Genomic DNA, 21,929 nt, shown 5'->3' on the forward strand with positions numbered 1-21,929 from the left:
GGTGTCTCCTCGTTCGGCTGCCGTATGGTGCCCCACCCGGCTGCCGCCCGCTCCCCGGGGCTTTCCCCAAAGCCGCATCCCCCAAAAAGAAAAGCGGCCGCAGGGGCCGCTTCATCACCGCGCAGGCGGGAATCAGGAACCGATCACCTGGTACGCATTGCCCGGCCCCAGCAGGTGCCGCACCTGTTCGGCCAGCGAACCGAACACCTTGCCGGCCAGGCTCGGGCCTTCGTCGCCGAACAGGATGCGGTCGCAGCCGAATTCGCGCGCCGCCTGGGCGATGGTCTCCGCGCTGCGGCCGATCAGCACCGTGCTGGTGTAGGGCACGCCGGCCGCATCGAGCAGGGACTGCGCGAACTTCAGCTCCTCGGCCCCCTCGTCGAGCTGCATCTTCTGCAGCTCGCGGGTGCCGAAGAACATCGCCACGTGGCCGGACAGCCGTGGCTGCACGCGCACGAGGAGGATGCCGACGAATTCGTCGCGCCAGATGCGAACCGCCTCCTCCACGGCCGAGCGCGTGCGCGCCGGGCTGTGGGGATCGACGGCAACCAGCAACTGCCGCATGGCCGTTCAGGCCGCCTTTTCGGCCGCGGCGGCTTCTTCGTCCTGGGCGGCCCGGCTGGCCAGGTACTTGCCGAGGACCACCACGATCACCGCGCCCAGCGCCGGCACGATGTTGTGCAGGTAGTGGTGGGCTTCCACCCAGTCGTGGATCGCCGGATCGGTCAGCACCATCTCGCCCGCCACCCAGCCCAGCAGGCCGGCGCCGATGGTGATGATGATCGGGAAGCGGTTCATCAGCTTCAGGATGATGGTGGAGCCGAAGATGATCAGCGGGATGCTGATGACCAGGCCGATCACCAGCAGGGGCACGTTGCCCTTGGCCGCGGCGGCCACGCCGATCACGTTGTCCAGGCTCATCACCAGGTCGGCGACGACGATGGTCTTGATGGCGGCCATCAGGTTCGAGTTGCCTTCCAGGTCCTCATCGCCGTCGTCGCCCTTGAGCAGGCCCACGCCGATCCACAGCAGCAGCGCCGCGCCCACCAGCTTCAGGTAGGGCTGCGAGAGCAGGTAGACCGCGAAGAAGGTCAGGATCACGCGCAGCACGATCGCGCCGATGCTGCCGAAGATGATCGCCTTCTTCTGCTGGTGCGGCGGCAGCGAGCGGCAGGCCAGCGCGATCACGACCGCGTTGTCGCCCGACAGGACGATGTTGATCAGGATGATCTGGGAAAGGGCAAGCCAGAAATCCGGGCTCGTCAGGAAGGCCATGGTGTCTCCTCGAATGGGGTCTGGAACCGACGCTGGTTCCGATCCCGCGAGGCTAAGGGGCCGCGCTGACAGCCTCTTAGACGCCAGCTTTCAGCCAGCTGACAGCCGGGTGACGATGCCGTCAGGCAGCGCGCGGACCGCCGGGAACAGGACGCTGAAGGTGTTGCCCACCCCGTCCTCCAGGTCCTCTTCCAGCTCGATCCGGGCACCGTGCAGCGTGGCGATCTCGCTGACGATCGCCAGGCCGAGTCCGCTGCCGTCCTCCTGGGTGCCCAGCAGCCGGTGGAAGCGCTCGAAGATGCGCTGGCGCTCCGCCACGGGAATGCTGGGGCCGTCGTCGCTGATGGCCAGCTTGCACTCGCCCTGCGGTGTGCGGCTGGCGCGCACGGTGACGCGCCCGCCGGGCTGGCTGTAGCGGATCGCGTTGTCGATCAGGTTGTTGATGAGCTCGCGCAACCGGTCGCTGTCGGCGCCGATGGTGAGCGGCTGCTCGACGCCGTCGAAGCCGAGGTCGATGCTGCGCTTGATGGCGTGGGGCACCCAGTCCATGCTGATCTCCAGCGCGAAGGCGTTCAGGTCCAGCGGTTGCAGCTGCACCGTGTCCAGCGCCCCCGGCTCGTTGCGCGCCAGCGAGAGCAGCTGCCGCACCAGGCGCGAGAGCCGGTCGGCGCTGATGTACAGCTGGGCGAGCGAATGGCGCACCCGTTCCGGGTCGGTCTCGCGCAGGGCCAGCTCGATCTGCGCCTTGAGGCCGCTGACCGGTGTCTTCAGCTGGTGCGCGGCGTCGGCCACGAAGCGGTTCTGGAAATCGAAGGTCTTGCCCAGGCGCGCCATCAGGTCGTTGACCTCGTCCACCAGCGGCCGCACCTCGCCCGGCACGTGGTGCGTGTCGATCGGGCTCAGGTCCAGGTGCGAGCGGCCCGCCACGGCGCGGCGCAGGCGCTGCAGCGGCTCCAGCCCGCGCGAGATGCCGAACCAGACCAGCAGCGTGGCCATCACGATCAGCAGCAGCTGCGGCAGCACCACGTTGGCCACCATCTCGAAGGCCAGCCGGGTGCGCTTGTTGAGGGTCTCGGCCACCTGCACCTGCACCAGCGGCGCACCGGGCGCCTCGTTGATCGCCATGCGCACGGCGATCATGCGCACCGGCTCGCCGCGCACGAGGTCGGGATAGAAGCGCGGCTCGCCGCCCTCGCGCGCGGGCGGCGCCGCCAGCGGCACCGCCTCGTCGCCCCCGATCAGCGTGCCGTCGGCGGCGTCGACGCGGAAGAACAGGCGGTCCTGCGCGTCCATGAGCAGGATCTGGGCGGCGGTGTCCGACAGCTCGAGCCGGGGCCGCGCAGCGCCCGGCTTCACGTGCAGCACGATCTCGCGCGCGATCTCGTGCAGCGCCCGGTCGTAGGCGAGGTTGGCGAAGCGCTGCGACACCCAGTAGGCGGCGGCGGTGTCCAGCACCAGCAGCAGCAGCAGCGGCCCCAGCAGCCAGGCCAGCAGCTTGCGCTGCAGCCGCGGCTCAGTCCGCTGCATCCCCGCGCTCCATCAGGTAGCCCATGCCGCGCACGGTGCGGATCTCGCAACCGAGCGGTTCCAGCTTCTTGCGCAGCCGGTACACGTAGACCTCGATCGCGTTGGCGCCGACCTCGTCGCCCCAGCCATAGAGATGGTTGACCATCTGTTCCTTGCTGACGACGCGGCCCTCGCGCATCAGCAGCAGTTCCAGCACGGCCAGCTCGCGCGGCGACAGTTCCAGCGGGCGCTTGTCGTAGAAGACGCGGCGGCCCACCGTGTCGAAGCGCAGGAGGCCGTGCTCGAGGAAGGGTGTGGATTGGGTGCCCCGCCGCAGCAGCGCCCGCACCCGCGCTTCCAGCACGGGCAGGTCGAACGGCTTGGACAGGTAGTCGTCGGCGCCCAGGTCCAGCCCGCGCACCTGGTCTTCCATGGTGTCGAAGGCGGTCAGCATCAACACCGGCATGGTGGAGCGGCGGCCGCGCAGGCGCTTGAGGACCTCCAGGCCGCTGAGGCCCGGCAGGCCGATGTCGAGGATCGCCAGGTCGTAGATCGCCAGGCCCAGCGCATGGTCCGCCTCTTCGCCGGTGGACACGATGTCCACGGCGTGGGCGGTCTGCACCAGGGCGCGCGAGAGCGCGTCGGCCAGCACCTTGTCGTCTTCGACCACCAGGATGCGCATGGCCGGGATGCTAACCGCGAAGCCGTGGCTGCCCTCACGCCGGGTGGTAGCGTCCCTTGCGGTGGTTGTAGACCAGCACCAGGTTGACGGCCGCGACCGCGAGCACCGACAGCGCGAGCCGCCGCAGGTCGCCGATCCACACGGCGCCGGCGATCACGATCAGCGCGTCGAGGGCCATCTGCACCTTGCCGGTGGACCAGCCGAAGCGATCGTGCAGCCGCAGCACCAGCACGTTGAGGCCACCCAGGCTGGCGCCGTGCCGGAACAGGAACAGCATGCCGGAGCCGCACAGCAGGCCGCCCAGCACCGCGGCCAGCACGCCGTCGATCTGCTGCAGCGTGATCGCCTTCGGCAGCCACCACGAGAGCAGCGACAGCACGCTCACGGCCAGCGCCGTGCGCAGCGTGAACGCCTTGCCCAGGCGCAGCCAGGCGAGCACGTAGAACGGCAGGTTGACCAGGAACAGCGCCGCGCCGACGTCCACCCCGCTGGCGTAATGCAGCAGCAGCGCGATGCCCACGGTGCCCCCCGGCACCAGGCCGGCGTTCTGCATCAGGAACACGCCGAAGGCGGCGAACAGCGTGCCGGTGGCCAGCCCCTGCAGGTCGTCCTGCAGGGAGCTGCGCGGCGGGGAAAGCGAGGCAACTGCCATGGCAGGGCAGCATACGCAGCGCCGCGCCAACGGCATTGACCCACGTCAGGGGATTGCTTGCCGGTTCCTCGCCCAGCGGGGACAATGCGCCCCATGTGCTTCGCACTCTTCATCGGCGACCACCTCGCGCGCAGCGTGCGGGGCATCCCCGGTGCGCCTCCTGCCTGACCCAGCCGCGGCGCCGTCCCGGCGCCTTCTCCCGGTCGTCTTCCCTTTCCCCGCGCAGGAGCTTTGCATGGCTGATCTGTTCGACAACCCCATGGGACTCATGGGGTTCGAGTTCGTCGAGTTCGCTTCCCCCGTCCCGAACCAGCTGGAATCGCTGTTCGGGAAGATGGGCTTCTCCCTGGTGGCCCGCCACCGTTCCAAGGACGTCCTGCTGTACCGGCAGGGCGACATCAACTTCATCGTCAATCGCGAACCGCGCAGCGAGGCGCACTACTTCGCGGCCGAACACGGGCCGTCCGCCTGCGGCCTGGCGTTCCGCGTGAAGGACGCCCACAAGGCGTACAACCGCGCGCTGGAACTGGGCGCGCAGCCGATCGAGATCCCCACGGGGCCGATGGAGCTGAGGCTGCCAGCGATCAAGGGCATCGGCGGCGCGCCGCTGTACCTGATCGACCGCTTCGAGGACGGCAAGTCGATCTACGACATCGACTTCGAATTCCTGCCGGGCGTGAACCGGCATCCGCGCGGCGTCGGCCTGAAGGTGCTGGACCACCTGACGCACAACGTCTACCGCGGCCGCATGGCGCACTGGGCGGCGTTCTACGAGAAGCTGTTCAACTTCCGCGAGATCCGCTACTTCGACATCCAGGGCGAATACACGGGGCTCACCTCGAAGGCGATGACCGCCCCCGACGGCAAGATCCGCATCCCGCTGAACGAGGAGTCCTCGCGCGGCTCGGGCCAGATCGAGGAATTCCTGATGAAGTTCAGCGGCGAGGGCATCCAGCACGTCGCCCTGCTCACCGACGACCTGCTGCGCACGGTGGACGAACTGCAGATGGCCGGCATCCCGCTGATGACCGCGCCCAACGACGTCTACTACGAGATGCTGGAAGAGCGCCTGCGGGGCCACGGCCAGCCCGTAGCGGAACTGCAGGCGCGCGGCATCCTGCTCGACGGGTCGACGACCGACCCCGCCGGTGGCGCGCCCTCCGGGTCCGGCGGCCAGCGCCGGCTGCTGCTGCAGATCTTTTCGGAAACGCTGCTGGGACCGGTGTTCTTCGAATTCATCCAGCGCGAGGGGGACGACGGCTTCGGCGAGGGCAACTTCAAGGCCCTGTTCGAATCGCTGGAGCGCGACCAGATCCGGCGCGGCGCGCTGGCGGTCGACCCGACGTAAGAGGCGCGCGGCGGCTGGGCTTCCGTGCCGCCGCGCTTGCCTCTGGGACTTGGCGGACGGTGGCCGCGCCGCCCGTCCTACAGGGCTCGGCCGGCCGCGCCCCCACGATGGCTCCACAGCGCAGACCTTCAGTGCTCATCCCGAACCTGCAGTTGCGCTCATCCGCTGGAGATTCGTGATGAAAGCCGCCGTGTTCTGTGCCGCCCTCACCGCCTTCGCCGTGGCGCCCTCGTTCGCCCAGGACCTGATCGCCCGCCAGGGCGACGACTCCGTCCGGCTGTCCGAGGAAGCCTGCAAGAGCGAGCTCGTCCTCAGCCGCCTCGAACCGGGCATGGCGGCCCAGTTCCACCATGCTTCCGCCGTATTCCAGGGCCAGCGCTACCAGGCCTGCTGGCGCATGATGGGCAACGCCGCCTACCTCGTGTACGAGGACGGCGACCAGGGCATCATCCCGGCGCGCGAACTGAAGCCCGAACTGTCCGCCTGAGATCGGCGCGCGTGCGGCCTCTGCCGCTTGCGCGACCGCATGGCGCAAGCGTCATGCACTATCCTCTGGGCATTACCCAGGGATGAGCATGACCCGTGTCCTGATCGTCGAGGATGACCCCACCACCGTCGCCGCACTGGCCGGCCTCGTGCGCCGCCAGCAGTGGGATGTCGACAGCTGCGACCACCTCGAGAGCGCCTGGCAGGCCCTGCGCGGCCGCCCCTACGACTTCCTGCTGCTGGACCTGAGCCTGCCGGACGGCGAAGGCACCGACCTGCTGCAGAAGATCCGCCGCTCCAGCGCCAACGAGTTGCCCGACCCCAAGACGCCGGTGCTGGTGATCTCGGCGCGTTCGCAGCTGCGCTCGCGCCTGACCGCTCTCGACCTCGGCGCCGACGGCTACGTCATCAAGCCGGTGCACCTGGAAGAAGTCGGCGCGGTGATGCGCGCGCTGCTGCGCCGGCGCACCACCCTTGCGGCCGGCCAGATGTGCTACCGCGACCTCGTGCTGGACCCCAACAGCCGCTTCGTGCAGCGCGCCGGCGTGACCGTCGAGCTGACGGAACAGGAATTCGCCGTGGCGCTGGCGCTGCTGGAGGACCGGCCCAAGACCCTGACCCGCGCGGACATCCAGGCCCGCACCGGCAACCGGGTCGGCGACGGCGGCGCGGTGGAAGTGCACGTGCACCATCTGCGCCGTAAGCTGGGCGAGAACTTCATCGAGACGGTGCGGGGCGTCGGCTACCGCGTCGCGGGGGACAAAGAGGCTTGAACGGCACGGCCACGCTGCTGTCGGTGGCGGCCATCAGCGCCGGCGCCTCGCTCGGCGCAGTGCTGCGCTGGATGCTGGCGGTTCGGCTGAACCCGATCCTGCCGGCGCTGCCCCTGGGCACGCTGGCGGCCAACCTGATCGGCGGTTACGCCGTGGGCATCGCCGTCGCTTGGCTGGGCCACCACCCGGAATTGTCGCCGCAGTGGCGCCTGTTCGTCGTCACGGGCCTGCTGGGCGGACTCACGACCTTCTCCACCTTTTCCGCCGAGGTGGTCGCGCACCTGGAAGGCGGCCGCATTGCCTGGGCCTTGTTGGTGGGCATCGCCCACCTGAGCGGCTCGCTGCTGCTCACCGCGCTCGGCATCGCCACGTTCCGCGCCTTGTCGCAGGCGGGGTAAGGAAAGCAGCTAGCCGCGCCGGCCCTTTCTCCTAGCGCGGCCTGCTCATCCGTGGCGCACACTGTCGGCATGCTCAAGAAGTCGCTGCGCCTGCTGTTCGGTGCCAAGCGAGTGGTTCCCGCCAGCACCTTTGCGGCCGCCCGGTCCGCCATGCCCCCACGCCGCTTCAGCGGGGACCCGATCTTCCGGATGAAGTCCTGGCCCGACCTGCCCGAGGCTGGCCGCACCGCCGAGATCTACCGCATGCTGTCGGTGATGAGCAGCCAGCCGGTCAGCCGCCGCTGGCTGGTGGAACGCGGCGGCATTGCGCCGCGCCGCCTGGACCGCCTGCTGGCGCAGCTGGTGCGCGATGGCGCCGTCGAGGTGATCGACCCCGCGAGCTTCGCCGCCGAGGGCGCCGCGACCCTCTGAGGCGCTCAGTCGCCGGCTGCCGCGTCGGCCGGCTCGGGAACGGCCTCGGCCAGCACCTTGTCGATGCGCCGGCCGTCCAGGTCCACCACCTCGAACACCCATTCGCCGCAGTCGATGCGCTCGCCGGGCGCCGGCAAGCGACCCGACACCGCCATCAGCAGCCCCGCCAGCGTGTTGTAGCGGCCCTTGTCCTCCTCCGGCAGCTCGCGGATGTCCAGCCGCGCCTTCAACTCGGAGACCGGCATCAGTCCATCGAGCAGCCAGGAGCCGTCCTCGCGCTGCGTAGCCCAGGCCTCGGTGTCTTCGGCCGGCTGCAGTTCGCCCGTGATCGCCTCCAGCAGGTCGTGCGGCGTCAGCAGCCCCTGCACCACGCCGTATTCGTCGACCACGAACACCAGCCGCGCGGACTGGATGCGGAACTGCTCCAGCAGCTCCATGCCGGAGAGCGTCTCCGGAACGAAGGGCGCGGGCACCACGTGCGGTTCGATCGGGCCGTCGTGCGCGGGGCCCAGCGAGATCAGGCGCGACACGCTGATGACGCCCAGCACGTCATCCATCGATCCGCGGGCCACGGGATACCAGGAGTGCGCCTCGCCCTCGCCGGCCTTCTTCAGCGCCTCGCGCACGCTGGTGGCCCCGTCGAGCCACTGCACTTCGGTGCGCGGCACCATCATGGAGGTCAGCGGCCGGTCGTCCAGGTGGAACACGTTGCGCACCATCTGGTGCTCGTGCTGCTCGATCACGCCGGCCTCGACCCCTTCTTCCAGGCTGTGGGCGATCTCTTCCTCGGTCATCATGCGGGCGCGGGTGTCGATGGCCAGCAGCTTCAGGATCGCCTGGGTGGACGCGGACAGCAGCTTGACGAAGGGACCGGCCGCGCGCGACAGCCAGCGCATGGGCCGCGAGACCCAGCGCGCGATCTGCTCCGGATAGATCTGGCCGATGCGCTTGGGCACCAGCTCGCCGAAGATGATCGTGATGTACGTGATGATCGCCACGACGATCGCCGTCGCGGTCACCGCGGAAAAGCGGGGCGGCACGCCCACCGTGCGCAGCCAGGCCGCCAGGCCGTCGCTGAAGGCTGCCTCGCCGATGATGCCGTTGATGACGCCGATGGAGGTGATGCCCACCTGCACCGTCGAGAGGAACTGCGTGGGCTGTTCCAGCAGCCGGAGCGCGGCCTCGGCGCCGCCGTCGCCGGCCTCGGCCATCGCCGCCAGCCGCGCCCGCCGGGTCGAGGCCAGCGCCATTTCGGACATGGCGAACAGGCCGTTGAGCAGCGTCAGCAGCGCGATCAGCAGGAAATCCATGAATCGGGACAGAATCGCAAGCACCGCACTTTACTGCAACGCATGCCGCTCGAAGACAACCTGGACCGCGTCCTCTGGTCCGACATGCAGCGCGAGCCCACCCAGGGAGCCCTGCCGCTGCTGGCCCACTACACCTCCATCTCCACCCTGGAGCGCATCGCGCAGACCGGCGAGATCTGGTTTTCCAACCCGCTGTACATGAACGACGTGGACGAGCTGCGCTATGGCATGAACCTGGGGCTGCATGCGGTGCGCAGCCACGCGGGACTGCGCGAAGCCTGCGCGCCGGCGCACTACAACGCGCTGCTCGACGCGTTCGACGACCTCTACACCACCTTCGACAGCGACTCCGCCTTCGACGTGTACGTGTTCAGCTGTTCCGAGCACGACGACGAGATCGGCGACGACGGGCTGCTGTCGATGTGGCGCGGTTACGGCGGCGACGGCAACGGCGTGGCCATCGTGTTCGACATGGGCCCGCTGCTGGCGGCCCGCTCGCCGCTGCTGGTGCGCCAGGTGCAGTACCTGTCGTACGAGGCGAGCGAGGCGTGGATGGAGGAGAAGCTGCAGCGGTTCGCGATCACCCTGCAGCGCCTGGGCTGCAGCGAGGCGGACATGAAGCCGGCCGCCGATGCGCTGTTCGAGCGCATCAAGCTGTTCGCCCTGTTCACCAAGCACCGCGGCTTCCACGAGGAGCGCGAGTGGCGCATCGTGTACCTGCGCGAGAACGACCGCGAAGGCCTGTTCCAGCAGCAGCTGCACTATGCCATCGGCCCGCGCGGCATCGAGCCGCGCCTGCGCTTCACCACCGAAGCGCTGGGCCGCGGCGAGCAGGGACCGCGGCTGGAGCAGATGGTGCGGCGGATCATCCTCGGTCCGGTGCTGGCGACGCCGCTGGCGCTGCGCTCGGTGGCCCGCATGCTGGAGCTGTACCAGCCGTCCTGGGCGGACAGCGTCACGCGTTCGAGCACGCCTTACCGCTCGCAGCGCTGACATGGCGCACTACCTCATCGGCGACCTGCAGGGCTGCGACGCACCGCTGGGACGCCTGCTCGCGAAGATCGGTTTCTCGGCCAGCCGCGACACGCTCTACCTGCTGGGCGACCTCGTGAACCGCGGCCCGTCGTCGGCCGCCGTGCTGCGCCGCCTGATGGCGTACGGCGACGCGGCCCGCTGCCTCCTGGGCAACCACGACCTGAGCCTGCTGGCCGTGGCCCACGGCCACCGGGCGCCGCATCGCAACGACACCATGGACGACATCCTGCAGGCGCCGGATCGCGAGGCGATGCTGGACTGGCTGCGCCACCGTTCCATGGCGTTGCAGGCGCACGGCATCCTGATGGTGCACGGCGGCGTGTTGCCGCAATGGGATGACCAGCAGGTTCTCGCGCTGGGCGCGGAAGTGGAAGCGGTGCTGCGCGGACCGTCTCCGGACGGCTTCCTGGCGCACATGTGGGGCAACCACCCGGACCACTGGGAGGACGGCCTGGCCGGCGCGGACCGGCTGCGGGTGATCGTCAATGCCCTGACGCGGCTGCGCTTTTGCACGCCGCAGGGCGTGATGGACCACAAGGCATCGGGCGGCATCGACCAGGCGCCGCCGGGGATGCTGCCCTGGTTCGACGTGCCGGGACGGCGGACCGCCGGCATCCCCATCGCCTTCGGCCACTGGTCCACGCTGGGCTACCTGCGCCGAGCCGACCTGATCGCGCTGGACACCGGATGCGTGTGGGGAGGCTGCCTCAGCGCGCTGAAGCTCGCCGAAGATGGACGCCATGAACTGGTCCAGGAGCCCTGCGAGCAGGCGCAGGCTCCCGGCCGCGAATGAGGCCTACTGCTCGGACTTGAACAGCGCGGCGACCTTGCGCTTGGGCTTGATGTTGGCCGAGATGCGCGTGCTGGCCGGCTTGTTGCCGTCCCAGGCCGGCGCCTGCTCGCGCGGGGAGGCCTCGTAGGGCTGGTCGAAGAAGGGATCCTTCGAGGCGGGCGCCGGACGCGAATCGCGACGGCGGTCGTCGAAGCGCGCCGGGCGGTCGTCCGAGCGCACGGGGCGATCGTCCTCGTCGCCCTGCTCGCGCCAGGCGCGGCGGCCGTCGTTGATGCGGCCGCGGGGGCGCTCGTCGTCGAACTCCAGCGGCTCGATCTCGATCTTGCGCTTCAGCAGTTTTTCCAGGTCCGCCATCAGGCGCGTGTCGCTGGGCGACACCAGCGTCACGGCGAGACCCGATGCGCCGGCCCGGCCGGTGCGTCCGATCCGGTGGATGTAGTCCTCGGCATTGAACGGCACGTCGAAGTTGAACACCGCCGGCACGTCCTTGATGTCCAGGCCGCGGGCCGCCACGTCGGTGGCCACCAGCAGGTCGACCTCGCCCTTCTTGAAGGCGTCCAGCGCCTTCAGGCGCTCGTCCTGGCTCTTGTCGCCGTGCAGCGCCGTGGTGTTGAGACCCTCGCGCTCCAGCGAACGGGCCAGCCTGGCGCAGCCCAGCTTGCTGTTGACGAACACGAAAGCCTGGTTGATGCCGCGCTGGCGCACGATCTGGCGAACGGCCCGGCGCTTGTCGTCGTCCGTCACGCTGTAGAAATGCTGTTCGACGGTGGACGCGGTCGTGTTGGGCCGCGACACCTCGATGGTCACCGGCTCCTGCAGGTAGCTGTTGGCCAGGCGCTTGATCTCGGGGGAGAAGGTCGCCGAGAACAGCAGCGTCGTGCGCTGCTTGGGCAGGTACGACAGGATGCGCTGCAGGTCGGGCAGGAAGCCGATGTCCAGCATGCGGTCCGCCTCGTCCAGCACCACGTACTCGACCTGGTTCAGGACCGCGTTCTTCGCCTCGATGTGATCCAGCAGCCGCCCCGGCGTGGCCACCAGGACCTCGACACCGCGCTTGAGCTCCGCGGTCTGCGGCTTCATGTCCATGCCGCCGAACACCACCGTGCTGCGCAGGTTGGTGTGCTTGGCATAGAGCTTGATCTGCTGGGCCACCTGGTCCGCGAGTTCGCGGGTGGGCAGCAGCACGAGCGCGCGCACCGGGTGCCGCGCCGGCGAGGTGGACGCGTTTTCGTGCTTCAGCAGCCGCTGCAGCAGCGGCAGGGAGAAGGCGGCCGTCTTGCCGGTGCCGGTCTGGGCGGCCCCCATGACGTCGCGCCCGGCGAGCACCACGGGAATGGCTTGCGCCTGGATGGGCGTCATGGACTCGTAGCCCATGTCAGCCACGGCCCGGGCCAGGGGCTCGGCGAGCGAAAGGTGGGAGAAGGCGGATTCAGGCATCAACCGCATATTGTCGCACTGCCGCAAAAAATGGTCCAAAGCCGAGTCAGGAATCCTGGCTCGGCCTTGGGCGGCCCCCTGGACGGGCTAGAGGTTGCGGGTGTTGAAGGTGTCGCAGGACTTCACGGTGCCGCCCTGCAGACCCGCCATGAACCAGCGCTGGCGCTGCGCGCTGGAGCCGTGGGTGAAGCTCTCCGGCACCACCGCGCGGCCGGCGTTGGCCTGCAGCGCGTCGTCGCCGATCTTCTGGGCGGCGTTCATGGCTTCCTCGATGTCGCCCTGCTCCAGGATGTTGCGCGCCTTCTGGGCGTGGTTGGCCCAGACGCCGGCGAAACAATCGGCCTGCAGTTCGACCCGCACGCTCATGGCGTTGCCCTGGGCTTGCGAGGCGCGCGCCCGGGCTCGATCCACCTGCTCGGTGATGCCCAGTTCCTGCTGCACGTGGTGGCCGACCTCGTGCGCGATCACATAGGCCTGCGCGAAGTCGCCCGGTGCGCCGAGCCGGTTCTTCATGGTCTCGTAGAAGCTCAGGTCGATGTAGACCTTCTGGTCCGACGGGCAGTAGAACGGCCCCATGGCGGCCTGGCCGGCGCCGCAGGCGGTGCGCACCGAGCCGCGGAACAGCACCAGCTTCGGCGCGTGGTAGGTGGCGCCGCCCTGCTTGAACAGGTCGGTCCACACGTCTTCGGTGTCGGCCAGCACGGTGGAGACGAACTTCGCGGCCTGGTCGTTCGCCGGCGGTGCGTGCGCCGGCGCCTGCTGCGTGACGGGCGCGCCGCCGCCGCCGGTGAGGATGCCCAGGAGCGTGAGCGGATTCACGCCGAGCACCGCCCCGCCGATCAGCGCGATCACGATCGTGCCGATGCCGATTGTGCCGCCGCCGATGCCGAAGCCGCCGCCACCACCCGAGCGCGCGTCTTCGACGTTGGATGATTCCCGGTTGCCTTCCCACCGCATGTCGTTCTCCTGCTGTAGAGTGAAAGCATGCTATCCGTTCCCAACCCGGCCGTGCGTAGTCCGATGTCCGTTTTGGTGACCGGCTTCGACCCCTTCGGCGGGAGCGCCGTCAACCCGAGCTGGGATGCCATCCATGCCCTCAACGGCCGCGAGATCGCCGGCCACCGGGTGGTGGGAGGGGAGATTCCCACCGTCTTCGGCGCTTCGCTGAAGCGCCTGCAGGCCCTGATGGAAGAGCACCGGCCCCGCCTGGTGATCTGCACCGGGCAGGCCGGCGGCCGCCCGGCGATCTCGCTGGAGCGGGTCGCGATCAACGTGAACGACGCGCGCATCCCCGACAACGTCGGGGCCAGGCCGATCGACCTGCCGATCGTCGCGGGCGGACCGGCCGCCTATTTCACCAGCCTGCCCATCAAGGCGATGCTGCAAAGGCTGATCGACGCGGGCGTGCGCGCGGAGGTGTCGCAGACCGCGGGTACTTTCGTGTGCAACCAGACCTTCTACGGACTGATGCACCTGCTGGCGCAGCCCGCCTGGGAGGGCGTGCGCGGCGGCCTCGTCCACGTGCCCTGGCTGCCCGAGCAAGGCCAGCCCTCCATGCGCCTGGACGAGATCGTGCGCGGACTGGAGATCGCGATCGCGTGCGCCCTGTCCACGCACCACGACATCCGCAAGGAAGCCGGCGCGCTCAATTGACCCTGCGCGAGCGCGCGCGCACCCCCCCGCCTAGAATCGGGGCGTGTCCATCCTCAATGCCGATCTCCACTGCCACTCCGTGGTGTCCGACGGCACGCTCGAACCCGAGGTGCTGGCGGCGCGCGCTGCCGCCAACGGCGTCGAGCTCTGGGCGCTGACCGACCACGACGAAATCGGCGGGCAGCATCGCGCCGCGGAAGCCGCGCACGCGCACGGCATGCACTACCTGACGGGGACGGAGATCTCCGTCACCTTCGCGGACGAGACGGTGCACATCGTCGGGCTGGGCTTCGATCCTGACGATCCGCAGATGAAGCGCGGCCTCGAGGAGACGCGCGGCGGCCGCGAGCAGCGGGCGAGGGAGATCGCCGCGGGCCTCGCGCAGGTCGGCATCCAGGACGCCTACGAGGGCGCGGTCAAGTACGTCGGCAACCCGGAACTGATCTCGCGCACGCACTTCGCGCGTTTCCTGGTGGAAACCGGCGTGTGCAAGGACACCAACGAGGTGTTCCGCCGTTACCTCACCGAAGGCAAGCCGGGCTACGTGCCGCACCGCTGGGCTTCGCTGAAGCACGCCGTGCAATGGATCACCGACGCCGGCGGCATGGCGGTGATCGCGCACCCGGCGCGCTACAAGTTCACCGCCAACGAGGAATACGCCCTGTTCACCGAGTTCAAGGCGCACGGCGGGCGCGCGGTGGAGGTGGTCACCGGCAGCCACACCGCGGCGGAATACGTGCGGTATGCCGAGACGGCGCGCGAGTTCGGCCTGGCGGCCTCGCGCGGCAGCGATTTCCACAGCCCCGACGAAAGCCACACCGACCTGGGCCGGCTGCCCTACCTGCCGGGAGAACTCACTCCCGTCTGGGAACTGCTGGCCGACCGGATCCGGTGAGCGGCGGTACGGCGGCCCTGCCGCTTCGCAAGCCGCACGCCCTGGCGGGCATCGCGCTGGTGGTCGCCGCCAGCGCCTGCTTCGCGGCCCTGGACACCACCACCAAGTACGTCAGCGCCTCGGTGCCGCTGCTGATGGCGCTGTGGTTCCGCTACATGTTCCAGGCCGTGGCCACCACCGCGATCGTGCTGCCCCAGCGGGGCTGGGCCATCTGGCGCACGCACCACCTGCCGTGGCAGCTGCTGCGCGGGCTGCTGCTGCTCACCAGCTCGCTGCTGGCCTTCCTGAGCCTGCGCTACATGCCGGTGGGCGAGTTCACCGCCATCGTGATGATCACGCCCCTGGTGATCACGCTGCTGGCCGCCACCCTGCTGAAGGAACAGGTCTCGCTCCTGCGCTGGCTGCTGGTGGCCGGCGGCTTCGCCGGCACGCTGATCATCATCCGGCCTGGCGGCAGCAGCTTCGGCTGGACCAGCCTGCTGCCGATCGCGCTGGTGGCCAGCAACTCATGGTTCCAGGTGCTCACCAGCAAGCTGGCGCGCACCGAGGATCCCGTCACCATGCACCTCTACACGGGCTGGACCGGCACGCTGCTGTCCTCGCTGGCGCTGCCCTTCGTCTGGACCGCCTTGCCCGATCCCTGGCTATGGGCCGGCCTCGGCTTCATGGGCCTCACCGCGACGGTGGGCCACTTCATGCTGATCCTGGCGTACTATCGCGCCCCGGCGGCGACGCTCACGCCGTACCTCTACAGCCAGATCGGCTTCGCGATGCTGGGCGGCCTGTTCGTGTTCTCGCATGTCCCGGACCACCTCTCGCTCGTGGGCATCGTGATGATCGCGGTGTGCGGCGCCGCGGGGGCCTGGTTGACGGTGCGCGAGCGGCGCCTGGCCGCCTGAACCATGGCCCAGTACTTCGAACTGCATCCGGACAACCCGCAGCCGCGCCTGCTGAAGCAGGCCGTGGCCATCATCGATGGCGGCGGCGTGGTCGCCGTGCCGACCGATTCCAGCTACGCGATCGCCTGCCACCTGGACGACAAGGCGGCGGCCGATCGCCTGCGCCAGATCCGCCGGGTCGACGAGAAATACCACCTGACGCTGCTGTGCCGCGACCTCAGCGAGGTGGCGAACTACGCGCGCGTCGACAACAAGCAGTACCGTCTGCTCAAGTCGGTGACGCCCGGGCCCTTCACCTTCATCCTGGACGCCACGCGCGAGGTGCCGCGGCGCGTGAGCCACCCGCAGCGCAAGACCATCGGCCTGCGCGTGCCGGACCACGTGGTGCTGCAGCAGCTGCTGGAACTGCACGGCGGGCCGCTGCTTTCCACCACGCTGATCGGTCCCAACGAAACCGAGCCGCTGAACGACCCGGACCTGATCCGCGAGCGCTTCCAGAAGCTGCTGGATGCCGTCATCGGCGCCGGGCCCTGCCGCGACCAGCCCACCACGGTGGTGGACCTCACGCCCATGGGGACCGGCGGCGACGCGGTGCTGGTGCGGCAGGGCCGCGGCGACGCTTCGCTGCTCGGGTTGTGAAACGGTCTGAGACAATGGCCGGGTGGAATTCAACAACCTGATCCAGACGGTCCTGATCTACGCGCTGCCGGTGCTCTTCGCGATCACCATCCATGAGGCGGCCCACGGGTACGTCGCACGCTATTTCGGGGACGACACCGCCTACATGATGGGCCGCGTCACCCTCAACCCGCTGAAGCACATCGACCCGGTCGGCACCATCCTGATGCCGCTGATGCTGTACTTCGCCACCTCGGGCGCGTTCCTGTTCGGCTACGCGAAGCCGGTGCCGGTGAACTTCGGCCACCTGCGCCGACCCAAGCGCGACATGGTGTGGGTCGCGCTCGCGGGGCCCGCCTCCAATTTCGCCCAGGCCATCGTGTGGGCGGTGACGTACACGCTGCTGGCCGCCGGCGGCCTGGACGAACGCTTTTTCCTCGAGATGGCGCGGGCGGGCGTGCTGGTGAACCTGGTGATGTGGGCCTTCAACCTGTTTCCGCTGCCGCCCCTCGATGGCGGCCGCGTGGTGATGGGCCTCCTGCCCGCGCGCCAGGCCTATGCGTTCTCGCGCATCGAGCCCTATGGCTTCTTCATCGTCATGGGCCTCGTCATCGCCGGGATCGTCAGCTCGATGTGGCTCAGCCCGCTGATCGGCTTCGGCTATCGCGCGCTGGGCGTGCTGCTGTCCCCCCTGAAATTCCTGCTGACCTGAAAGCATGAGCGCTCCTGTCGTCCGCTATCTCACCGGCATCACCACCACCGGCACGCCGCACCTGGGCAACTACGTCGGGGCGATCCGGCCCGCCGTCCAGGCCAGCCGCCGCACCGGCACCGAGAACTTCTACTTCCTCGCCGACTACCACGCGCTGATCAAGTGCGACGAGCCCGCGCGCATCCAGCGCTCGACGCTGGAGATCGCCGCATGCTGGCTGGCCGCCGGCCTCGATCCGCAGCAGGTGTTCTTCTACCGGCAGTCCGACATCCCCGAGATCACCGAGCTGACCTGGCTGCTCACGTGCGTCACCGGCAAGGGCGTGCTCAATCGCGCGCATGCATACAAGGCGCAGGTCGACAAGAACACGGCGGCCGGACTCGACGTCGATGCCGAAGTGACGATGGGCCTGTTCATGTACCCGGTGCTGATGGCCGCCGACATCCTGATGTTCAAGGCGCACCGGATCCCGGTGGGACGCGACCAGATCCAGCACATCGAGATGGCGCGCGACATGGCGCAGAGCTTCAACCACCTCTATGGCGAGCACCTCGTGCTGCCCGAGGCGCAGGTCGATGAATCGGTGGCGCTGCTGCCCGGCCTCGACGGCCGCAAGATGAGCAAGAGCTACGACAACGTGATCGGCCTGTTCGCGCCGCGCGAGCAGGTGCGGAAGTCGATCTTCGCGATCATCACCGACTCGCGCGCGCCCGGCGAGCCCAAGGACGTGGAAGGCTCCGCGCTGTTCCAGATCTACCAGGCCTTCGCCTCCGCCGAGGAAACGCAGAAGCTGCGCCAGCTCTATGCCGCGGGAATTTCCTGGGCCGACGCCAAGCAGATGCTGTTCGAGCGCATCGACAGCGAGATCGCCCCCATGCGCGCGCGCTACGAGCACCTGGTGAGCCATCCGCAGGAACTCGAGTCCGTGCTGCAGGCGGGCGCCGCCAAGGCGCGCGCGCGCGCCACTCCGTTGCTGCGCGCCCTGCGCGATGCCGTCGGCCTGCGCAACCTCGCGACCGTCGCGATCGCTGCGAAGAAGGACAGGAAAACGAGCATTCCGAGCTTCAAGCAATACCGCGAAGCCGACGGTTTGTTCTACTTCAAGTTCGTCGACGCGCAGGGGCGCTTGCTGGTTCAGAGCAAGGGCTTCGCTTCTCCGCGCGAAGCGGGACAGTGCGTGGCCGCCATGAAGGCGGAAAAAGCCCTTCCCGCCGGACAAGGCCAGTTGGCAGAAGGGATTGCCGCCCAACAGGTGGTGCAAGCTCTTCGCGAATTGGCTGACACGGAAAACTAAGGAGTTAGCACAGACTGCCTCATGGTGAAACGGTATGCTTCCAGCTCATTTCCTTGGAAGAAGTCTTGTCCAAAACCATGAATCTGTACGTCATCGACGACCATCCGCTGATGCGTGAAGCCGTCGTGATGCTCCTCCGCCGCATCCGTCCCGGTGCCAACGTCGTGGAACTCGATCGCATCGGCGCCGTCAACGCCGCCGTGCAGCAGCATGGAACACCCGACCTGATCACGCTCGATCTCAAGCTGCCGGACACCACGGGGGCCTCCGGCGTGCAGGATCTGAAGAAGCGCTTTCCGGAAACGCCGCTGGCGGTGCTGTCCGCCTCGCCTGCCGCGGATGCAGAGGAAACGTGCATCGAGGCGGGCGCCGACATCTACATCGAGAAGTCGTCCGGCGGCCAGGAGATCGGCAATGCGCTGCGCGCGCTCATGACCGCCGATGGCCAGTTCGAGGAACTCGCGGCCACCGACAACAAGCTGTCGAAGCGCCAGAAGCAGCTGATCGTGATGCTCGATCGGGGATTGTCCAACCGCGAGATCGCGGACGAACTGGGCATCAGCGAGCACACGGTGAAGGTCCACCTGTGGCGGCTGTTCCGCCGGCTCGGCGTGAAGAGCCGCACGCAGACCATCCACTACGCCCGCATGCACGGCCTGCTGGGCAACTGACGCTCGCCTTCGGGAATTAGCTTCCCTGCCCGCCGGACGCGCCGACTGCGGCGGTCCGCCCGGGCAGCATCTGCGCAACGGAGGCCAGGGCGCGCTCGCTGGCCGCACGGGCATCCGTGGGCTGGAGCGTGAGGCGAAACACGGTGCCGCGGCCGACCCGCGACTTCAGCGTGAGCGGATGGCCCAGGATGTGCGTCAGCCGGGCCACGATGTACAGGCCCAGCCCGAAGCCGTCGGCGGTGCCGGCGTGCGTCGGCACCTTGTAGAACTCCCGGAAGATCTCGTGGTGGTGCACCGGCGCGATGCCCACGCCGGTGTCCCAGATCTCCAGGCGCAGTCCGTCGCGGGTGTCCCGGGAGGCCACCAGGATGCCGCCCTTTTGCGTGTACCGCACCGCGTTGGAGATCAGGTTGCCCACGATCCGCTGCAGCAGGATCGGGTCCGACACCGCCGTGCCGGGACGCACGTGCAGGCGGAACTCCAGCCCCTTGGACTGGCACAGGGGGCGGTACTGCACTTCCAGGTCACGCAGCAGCTTGGCGACGTCCACGCGCTCGATGTTCAGCCGCACCTTGCCGCCGTCCAGCCGTGCCAGGTCGAACAGCGAGTCGAACAGCTGGTTGACCGCCCGGGTGGACTCCACGATCTTGGGCACCAGTTCGTGCACCAGTTCGGGTTCCGTGCCGAGCCAGTCCGCGTACAGGCCCAGCGCGTGCACCGGCTGGCGGATGTCGTGCGCCGCGCTCGCGAGGAAACGGTTCTTGATTTCCACCGCATCCAGCGCCGCCTGCGTCTGCCGCGTCAGCGACTCGATCAGCTGCGCGTTGCGGAACTGCAGTTCGAAGTTGCGGCGGTGGGTCTGGTGCAGCCGTTGCCCCGCCTGCCGCAGCAGCTGCCAGAACAACAGCAGCATCAGCACCAGCCACCAGTGGTAGGCCGGCCCCTGCAGGCGCAGCTCCACCCCCATGCGCCACGCCACGACGGCCAGCGCCGTGGCGGCCAGGGTGTCCAGGTAGGCGCGCATCGTCCCGAGCTGGCTGGAGAAGCTGTTCATGGAGAACATCCCCACCCCCGCCATCGCCAGCCAGCAGACGAACTGGTCCGCCAGCGAGGACCGGTCGAAGTACAGCAGCGTGGCAAGCCCCCAGACCATGGCGCTGGACACCCAGACCAGGCGATGGCGCCGGAAGAAGGCCAGGTGTTCGTCCGTTCCGAACGGCTGCACCTGCTGCTGGTAGCGATGCAGGATGCGCATGCGTGCCCCGGCGACCGCCAGGCCGGCGGCGATCCACGCCGCCATCAACCCGGGTGGGACGTCGCCCCACAGGACGGCCGCGATCACGCCGGCGAGCAGGAGCCCCAGCCACTGGGTGTGCTTTTGCGTCCGCATGAAGCTGCGAACGAGTTCTCCCTCCACCCAGCGCGCCTCCGCGGACGGCGCGGCGCCCGCGAATGTCTCCGTTGTCATGCAGCGAGTCTAGAACACGCTTCCGGTGCATCGCGCGCGCGGGAAGGAGACCGCCGACACAGCTATGGGCATCGTCCTACAAACCACCTCATGCAAACCGCACAGACTCTGCCGTTGCGTTGACCTGACGCCCCTCAGATGGCAGCGCACCCCTGAACACCGGGCGCCTGCCCCTCTGTTCGCAGACCAACCTAGACGAGGACCCCATGGATTCCCAAACCGCCCACGACACCGACAACGTCAAGCCCTCCTCTCCCAAGAAGTCCCTGCGCGGTTTTGCTGCAATGGACCCGCAGCGCCAGCGCGAGATCGCCAGCCTGGGCGGCCGCGCCGCCCACCAGAGCGGCCACGCCCACGAGTTCACGAGCGAGGAAGCCCGCGCCGCCGGCAAGAAGCGCCACGCCCGCGCCAGCGGCAGCTCCGACGCCCCGCGCGCCAGCTGAGCCTGCAGGGCCACGGCCCTGAACCGCCCGGGCGAACCGGGCGCCCCACCCGCGAACGGCTGCCCACGGCGGCCGTTTTGCATTTTGAAACGCCTGCCCGCCTCCGCCCCTCGGGCGGCGCACTGCGCACCATCCTTCCGGCCAGGACCGCGCCACGGCCCGGCCACCCCGGCTCCGCTGTATCGACGGGGGCCTACAGCACAGGCGGGGAGCGTCCGACAGGACGGCCGTGCACCGCTTCGCACACTGCCTGGAACATCTCCCAGGACCCCATGGCAGACACGAAGGGCATGGCCAGGACATCGACGCGCGCGCTGTGGAAAGGCGCGATCACCTTCGGGCTGGTGCACATCCCGATCGGCCTGTACTCCGCGACGGAGGAAAGCGACGCCGACTTCGACTGGCTGGACCGGCGGACCCTGGACCCGGTGGGCTACAAGCGCATCAACAAGCGCACGGGCCGGGAGATCGCCAGCGACGACATCGTCAAGGGCATCGCCCACGGCAAGGGCAACTACGTCGTGCTGTCCGCCGAGGAAATCGCCGAGGCCTATCCGCGCACGACCCAGACCATCGAGATCGAGGCTTTCGTCGACGTCGACGAGGTGCCTTTCGTGTACCTGGAAAAGCCCTACTACACCGCCCCGGTCAACAAGGGCGAGAAGGTCTACGCGCTGCTGCGCGAGGCGCTCCGGGAGACCGGCAAGGCGGGCCTCGCCCGGGTCGTCATCCACGCCAAGCAGCACCTCGCGGTGGTCCTGCCCTGCGGGCCGGCCCTGGTGCTCAACCTGCTGCGCTGGGGCGGGGAGATCCGCGCGTGGGACGACCTGCCGCTGCCCGCGAGTGGCAAGGCGGGCCTCAAGGAGGCCGAACTCAGGATGGCCAGGACCCTCATCGAGGACATGGGCGGCCGCTGGAGCGCCACGGAATTCCGCGACAACTTCCACGACGCCATCATGAAGCTGGTGGAAAGGAAGGCCAAGGCCGGCGACACAGCGACCGTGGAGCCGCTCGAGGAGTCGCCCGAGCCGCAAGGCGCAGACGTCATCGACCTGACGGAACTGCTGCGCCGCAGCCTCAAGGGCGGCTCCAGGGCCCCCGCGCCGTCCGCGGCGGGCGATCGACGCGCCGGGTCCCGCTCCGGCGCCGGACGTGGCACGCACCCGCCGG

Annotated in this window: 25 protein-coding genes; 16 read left to right on the top strand and 9 right to left on the bottom strand. The window is 68.9% G+C overall.

The window, feature by feature from the left end:
- Positions 1 to 132 precede the first annotated feature (132 nt).
- The 5 genes from AC1DSA_RS17220 to AC1DSA_RS17240 form a co-directional block, all read right to left on the bottom strand.
- Complete coding sequence (locus AC1DSA_RS17220; protein WP_477891348.1) at positions 133 to 564, bottom strand: universal stress protein; 432 nt, start codon at positions 562 to 564, stop codon at positions 133 to 135.
- Between the two features lie 6 nt (positions 565 to 570).
- Positions 571 to 1,275: a TerC family protein gene (locus AC1DSA_RS17225; protein ID WP_477891350.1), complete on the bottom strand. Its 705-nt coding sequence runs from the start codon at positions 1,273 to 1,275 to the stop codon at positions 571 to 573.
- 90 nt (positions 1,276 to 1,365) lie between these two features.
- Positions 1,366 to 2,802: a sensor histidine kinase N-terminal domain-containing protein gene (locus tag AC1DSA_RS17230; RefSeq protein ID WP_477891352.1), complete on the bottom strand. Its 1,437-nt coding sequence runs from the start codon at positions 2,800 to 2,802 to the stop codon at positions 1,366 to 1,368.
- Positions 2,789 to 3,463, bottom strand: coding sequence for a response regulator (locus AC1DSA_RS17235; protein WP_477891354.1), 675 nt, complete (start codon positions 3,461 to 3,463; stop codon positions 2,789 to 2,791). Before AC1DSA_RS17235 ends, AC1DSA_RS17230 begins: the two co-directional genes overlap by 14 nt.
- Before the next feature lie 34 nt (positions 3,464 to 3,497).
- On the bottom strand, positions 3,498 to 4,115 hold the full coding sequence (locus AC1DSA_RS17240; protein ID WP_477891356.1) for a YitT family protein: 618 nt from the start codon (positions 4,113 to 4,115) through the stop codon (positions 3,498 to 3,500).
- A 235-nt stretch (positions 4,116 to 4,350) separates the two neighbouring features.
- On the opposite strand from AC1DSA_RS17240, the gene hppD reads away from it, so the two are divergent.
- The 5 genes from hppD (at position 4,351) to AC1DSA_RS17265 (ending at position 7,531) form a co-directional block, all read left to right on the top strand.
- On the top strand, positions 4,351 to 5,463 hold the full coding sequence (hppD, locus tag AC1DSA_RS17245; protein ID WP_477891358.1) for a 4-hydroxyphenylpyruvate dioxygenase: 1,113 nt from the start codon (positions 4,351 to 4,353) through the stop codon (positions 5,461 to 5,463).
- A gap of 178 nt (positions 5,464 to 5,641) precedes the next feature.
- Positions 5,642 to 5,950, top strand: coding sequence for a hypothetical protein (locus AC1DSA_RS17250; RefSeq protein ID WP_477891360.1), 309 nt, complete (start codon positions 5,642 to 5,644; stop codon positions 5,948 to 5,950).
- A gap of 88 nt (positions 5,951 to 6,038) precedes the next feature.
- Positions 6,039 to 6,722, top strand: a complete 684-nt coding sequence (locus AC1DSA_RS17255) for a response regulator transcription factor (RefSeq protein ID WP_477891362.1) — start codon at positions 6,039 to 6,041, stop codon at positions 6,720 to 6,722.
- Positions 6,719 to 7,120 carry a fluoride efflux transporter CrcB gene (crcB, locus tag AC1DSA_RS17260; protein WP_477891364.1) on the top strand — a complete coding sequence of 134 codons (402 nt, stop codon included), beginning with the start codon at positions 6,719 to 6,721 and terminating at the stop codon, positions 7,118 to 7,120. The genes AC1DSA_RS17255 and crcB overlap by 4 nt, the downstream gene beginning before the upstream one ends.
- A 69-nt stretch (positions 7,121 to 7,189) precedes the next feature.
- On the top strand, positions 7,190 to 7,531 hold the full coding sequence (locus tag AC1DSA_RS17265) for a hypothetical protein (RefSeq protein ID WP_477891366.1): 342 nt from the start codon (positions 7,190 to 7,192) through the stop codon (positions 7,529 to 7,531).
- A gap of 5 nt (positions 7,532 to 7,536) precedes the next feature.
- Here AC1DSA_RS17265 and AC1DSA_RS17270 read toward each other — a convergent pair whose 3' ends face one another.
- A complete protein-coding gene (locus tag AC1DSA_RS17270; RefSeq protein WP_477891367.1) occupies positions 7,537 to 8,841 on the bottom strand; it encodes a hemolysin family protein in 1,305 nt (434 codons plus the stop codon).
- 42 nt (positions 8,842 to 8,883) lie between these two features.
- On the opposite strand from AC1DSA_RS17270, the gene AC1DSA_RS17275 reads away from it, so the two are divergent.
- Together AC1DSA_RS17275 and AC1DSA_RS17280 are read left to right on the top strand one after the other, a co-directional pair.
- Positions 8,884 to 9,834, top strand: a complete 951-nt coding sequence (locus AC1DSA_RS17275) for a DUF2971 domain-containing protein (protein WP_477891369.1) — start codon at positions 8,884 to 8,886, stop codon at positions 9,832 to 9,834.
- 1 nt (position 9,835) lies between these two features.
- A complete protein-coding gene (locus AC1DSA_RS17280) occupies positions 9,836 to 10,669 on the top strand; it encodes a symmetrical bis(5'-nucleosyl)-tetraphosphatase (protein ID WP_477891371.1) in 834 nt (277 codons plus the stop codon).
- A gap of 3 nt (positions 10,670 to 10,672) precedes the next feature.
- Here AC1DSA_RS17280 and AC1DSA_RS17285 read toward each other — a convergent pair whose 3' ends face one another.
- On the bottom strand, positions 10,673 to 12,106 hold the full coding sequence (locus AC1DSA_RS17285; RefSeq protein WP_477891373.1) for a DEAD/DEAH box helicase: 1,434 nt from the start codon (positions 12,104 to 12,106) through the stop codon (positions 10,673 to 10,675).
- An 87-nt stretch (positions 12,107 to 12,193) separates the two neighbouring features.
- Entirely contained in the window at positions 12,194 to 13,063 is an 870-nt protein-coding gene (gene ypfJ, locus AC1DSA_RS17290) for a KPN_02809 family neutral zinc metallopeptidase (RefSeq protein ID WP_477891375.1), read from the bottom strand.
- Positions 13,064 to 13,126: 63 nt separating this feature from the next.
- Here ypfJ and pcp point away from each other — a divergent pair, with 63 nt between their 5' ends.
- The 7 genes from pcp to AC1DSA_RS17325 all read left to right on the top strand — a co-directional run bounded on the left by pcp (position 13,127) and on the right by AC1DSA_RS17325 (position 18,848).
- Complete coding sequence (gene pcp / locus AC1DSA_RS17295) at positions 13,127 to 13,759, top strand: pyroglutamyl-peptidase I (RefSeq protein ID WP_477891377.1); 633 nt, start codon at positions 13,127 to 13,129, stop codon at positions 13,757 to 13,759.
- 43 nt (positions 13,760 to 13,802) lie between these two features.
- Positions 13,803 to 14,654, top strand: coding sequence for a 3',5'-nucleoside bisphosphate phosphatase (locus tag AC1DSA_RS17300; protein ID WP_477891379.1), 852 nt, complete (start codon positions 13,803 to 13,805; stop codon positions 14,652 to 14,654).
- Positions 14,651 to 15,553 carry a DMT family transporter gene (locus tag AC1DSA_RS17305; RefSeq protein WP_477891381.1) on the top strand — a complete coding sequence of 301 codons (903 nt, stop codon included), beginning with the start codon at positions 14,651 to 14,653 and terminating at the stop codon, positions 15,551 to 15,553. Before AC1DSA_RS17300 ends, AC1DSA_RS17305 begins: the two co-directional genes overlap by 4 nt.
- A gap of 3 nt (positions 15,554 to 15,556) precedes the next feature.
- A complete protein-coding gene (locus AC1DSA_RS17310; RefSeq protein WP_477891383.1) occupies positions 15,557 to 16,192 on the top strand; it encodes an L-threonylcarbamoyladenylate synthase in 636 nt (211 codons plus the stop codon).
- Positions 16,193 to 16,214: 22 nt separating this feature from the next.
- Positions 16,215 to 16,883 carry a site-2 protease family protein gene (locus tag AC1DSA_RS17315; RefSeq protein WP_477891385.1) on the top strand — a complete coding sequence of 223 codons (669 nt, stop codon included), beginning with the start codon at positions 16,215 to 16,217 and terminating at the stop codon, positions 16,881 to 16,883.
- Positions 16,884 to 16,887: 4 nt separating this feature from the next.
- Positions 16,888 to 18,177, top strand: a complete 1,290-nt coding sequence (locus AC1DSA_RS17320) for a tryptophan--tRNA ligase (RefSeq protein WP_477891387.1) — start codon at positions 16,888 to 16,890, stop codon at positions 18,175 to 18,177.
- Between the two features lie 77 nt (positions 18,178 to 18,254).
- Positions 18,255 to 18,848 (top strand): response regulator transcription factor, encoded by a 594-nt coding sequence (locus AC1DSA_RS17325; protein ID WP_477891389.1) that lies wholly within the window; start codon positions 18,255 to 18,257, stop codon positions 18,846 to 18,848.
- A 16-nt stretch (positions 18,849 to 18,864) separates the two neighbouring features.
- Here AC1DSA_RS17325 and AC1DSA_RS17330 read toward each other — a convergent pair whose 3' ends face one another.
- Entirely contained in the window at positions 18,865 to 20,316 is a 1,452-nt protein-coding gene (locus tag AC1DSA_RS17330; protein ID WP_477891391.1) for a sensor histidine kinase, read from the bottom strand.
- 206 nt (positions 20,317 to 20,522) lie between these two features.
- On the opposite strand from AC1DSA_RS17330, the gene AC1DSA_RS17335 reads away from it, so the two are divergent.
- Together AC1DSA_RS17335 and ku are read left to right on the top strand one after the other, a co-directional pair.
- Complete coding sequence (locus tag AC1DSA_RS17335) at positions 20,523 to 20,759, top strand: KGG domain-containing protein (protein WP_477891393.1); 237 nt, start codon at positions 20,523 to 20,525, stop codon at positions 20,757 to 20,759.
- A 272-nt stretch (positions 20,760 to 21,031) separates the two neighbouring features.
- The coding region (gene ku, locus AC1DSA_RS17340) for a non-homologous end joining protein Ku (RefSeq protein ID WP_477891395.1) at positions 21,032 to 21,929 on the top strand (898 nt) is incomplete at its 3' end.

The sequence above is a fragment of the Ramlibacter sp. P4_H7 genome (assembly GCF_056400765.1).

Coding starts and splice junctions, on each gene's coding strand:
- AC1DSA_RS17220 (WP_477891348.1), bottom strand. CDS start 564: ATGCGGCAGTTGCTGGTTGCCGTCGATCCCCACAGCCCGGCGCGCACG.
- AC1DSA_RS17225 (WP_477891350.1), bottom strand. CDS start 1,275: ATGGCCTTCCTGACGAGCCCGGATTTCTGGCTTGCCCTTTCCCAGATC.
- AC1DSA_RS17230 (WP_477891352.1), bottom strand. CDS start 2,802: ATGCAGCGGACTGAGCCGCGGCTGCAGCGCAAGCTGCTGGCCTGGCTG.
- AC1DSA_RS17235 (WP_477891354.1), bottom strand. CDS start 3,463: ATGCGCATCCTGGTGGTCGAAGACGACAAGGTGCTGGCCGACGCGCTC.
- AC1DSA_RS17240 (WP_477891356.1), bottom strand. CDS start 4,115: ATGGCAGTTGCCTCGCTTTCCCCGCCGCGCAGCTCCCTGCAGGACGAC.
- hppD (WP_477891358.1), top strand. CDS start 4,351: ATGGCTGATCTGTTCGACAACCCCATGGGACTCATGGGGTTCGAGTTC.
- AC1DSA_RS17250 (WP_477891360.1), top strand. CDS start 5,642: ATGAAAGCCGCCGTGTTCTGTGCCGCCCTCACCGCCTTCGCCGTGGCG.
- AC1DSA_RS17255 (WP_477891362.1), top strand. CDS start 6,039: ATGACCCGTGTCCTGATCGTCGAGGATGACCCCACCACCGTCGCCGCA.
- AC1DSA_RS17265 (WP_477891366.1), top strand. CDS start 7,190: ATGCTCAAGAAGTCGCTGCGCCTGCTGTTCGGTGCCAAGCGAGTGGTT.
- AC1DSA_RS17270 (WP_477891367.1), bottom strand. CDS start 8,841: ATGGATTTCCTGCTGATCGCGCTGCTGACGCTGCTCAACGGCCTGTTC.
- AC1DSA_RS17275 (WP_477891369.1), top strand. CDS start 8,884: ATGCCGCTCGAAGACAACCTGGACCGCGTCCTCTGGTCCGACATGCAG.
- AC1DSA_RS17280 (WP_477891371.1), top strand. CDS start 9,836: ATGGCGCACTACCTCATCGGCGACCTGCAGGGCTGCGACGCACCGCTG.
- AC1DSA_RS17285 (WP_477891373.1), bottom strand. CDS start 12,106: ATGCCTGAATCCGCCTTCTCCCACCTTTCGCTCGCCGAGCCCCTGGCC.
- ypfJ (WP_477891375.1), bottom strand. CDS start 13,063: ATGCGGTGGGAAGGCAACCGGGAATCATCCAACGTCGAAGACGCGCGC.
- pcp (WP_477891377.1), top strand. CDS start 13,127: ATGTCCGTTTTGGTGACCGGCTTCGACCCCTTCGGCGGGAGCGCCGTC.
- AC1DSA_RS17310 (WP_477891383.1), top strand. CDS start 15,557: ATGGCCCAGTACTTCGAACTGCATCCGGACAACCCGCAGCCGCGCCTG.
- AC1DSA_RS17320 (WP_477891387.1), top strand. CDS start 16,888: ATGAGCGCTCCTGTCGTCCGCTATCTCACCGGCATCACCACCACCGGC.
- AC1DSA_RS17325 (WP_477891389.1), top strand. CDS start 18,255: ATGAATCTGTACGTCATCGACGACCATCCGCTGATGCGTGAAGCCGTC.
- AC1DSA_RS17330 (WP_477891391.1), bottom strand. CDS start 20,316: ATGACAACGGAGACATTCGCGGGCGCCGCGCCGTCCGCGGAGGCGCGC.
- AC1DSA_RS17335 (WP_477891393.1), top strand. CDS start 20,523: ATGGATTCCCAAACCGCCCACGACACCGACAACGTCAAGCCCTCCTCT.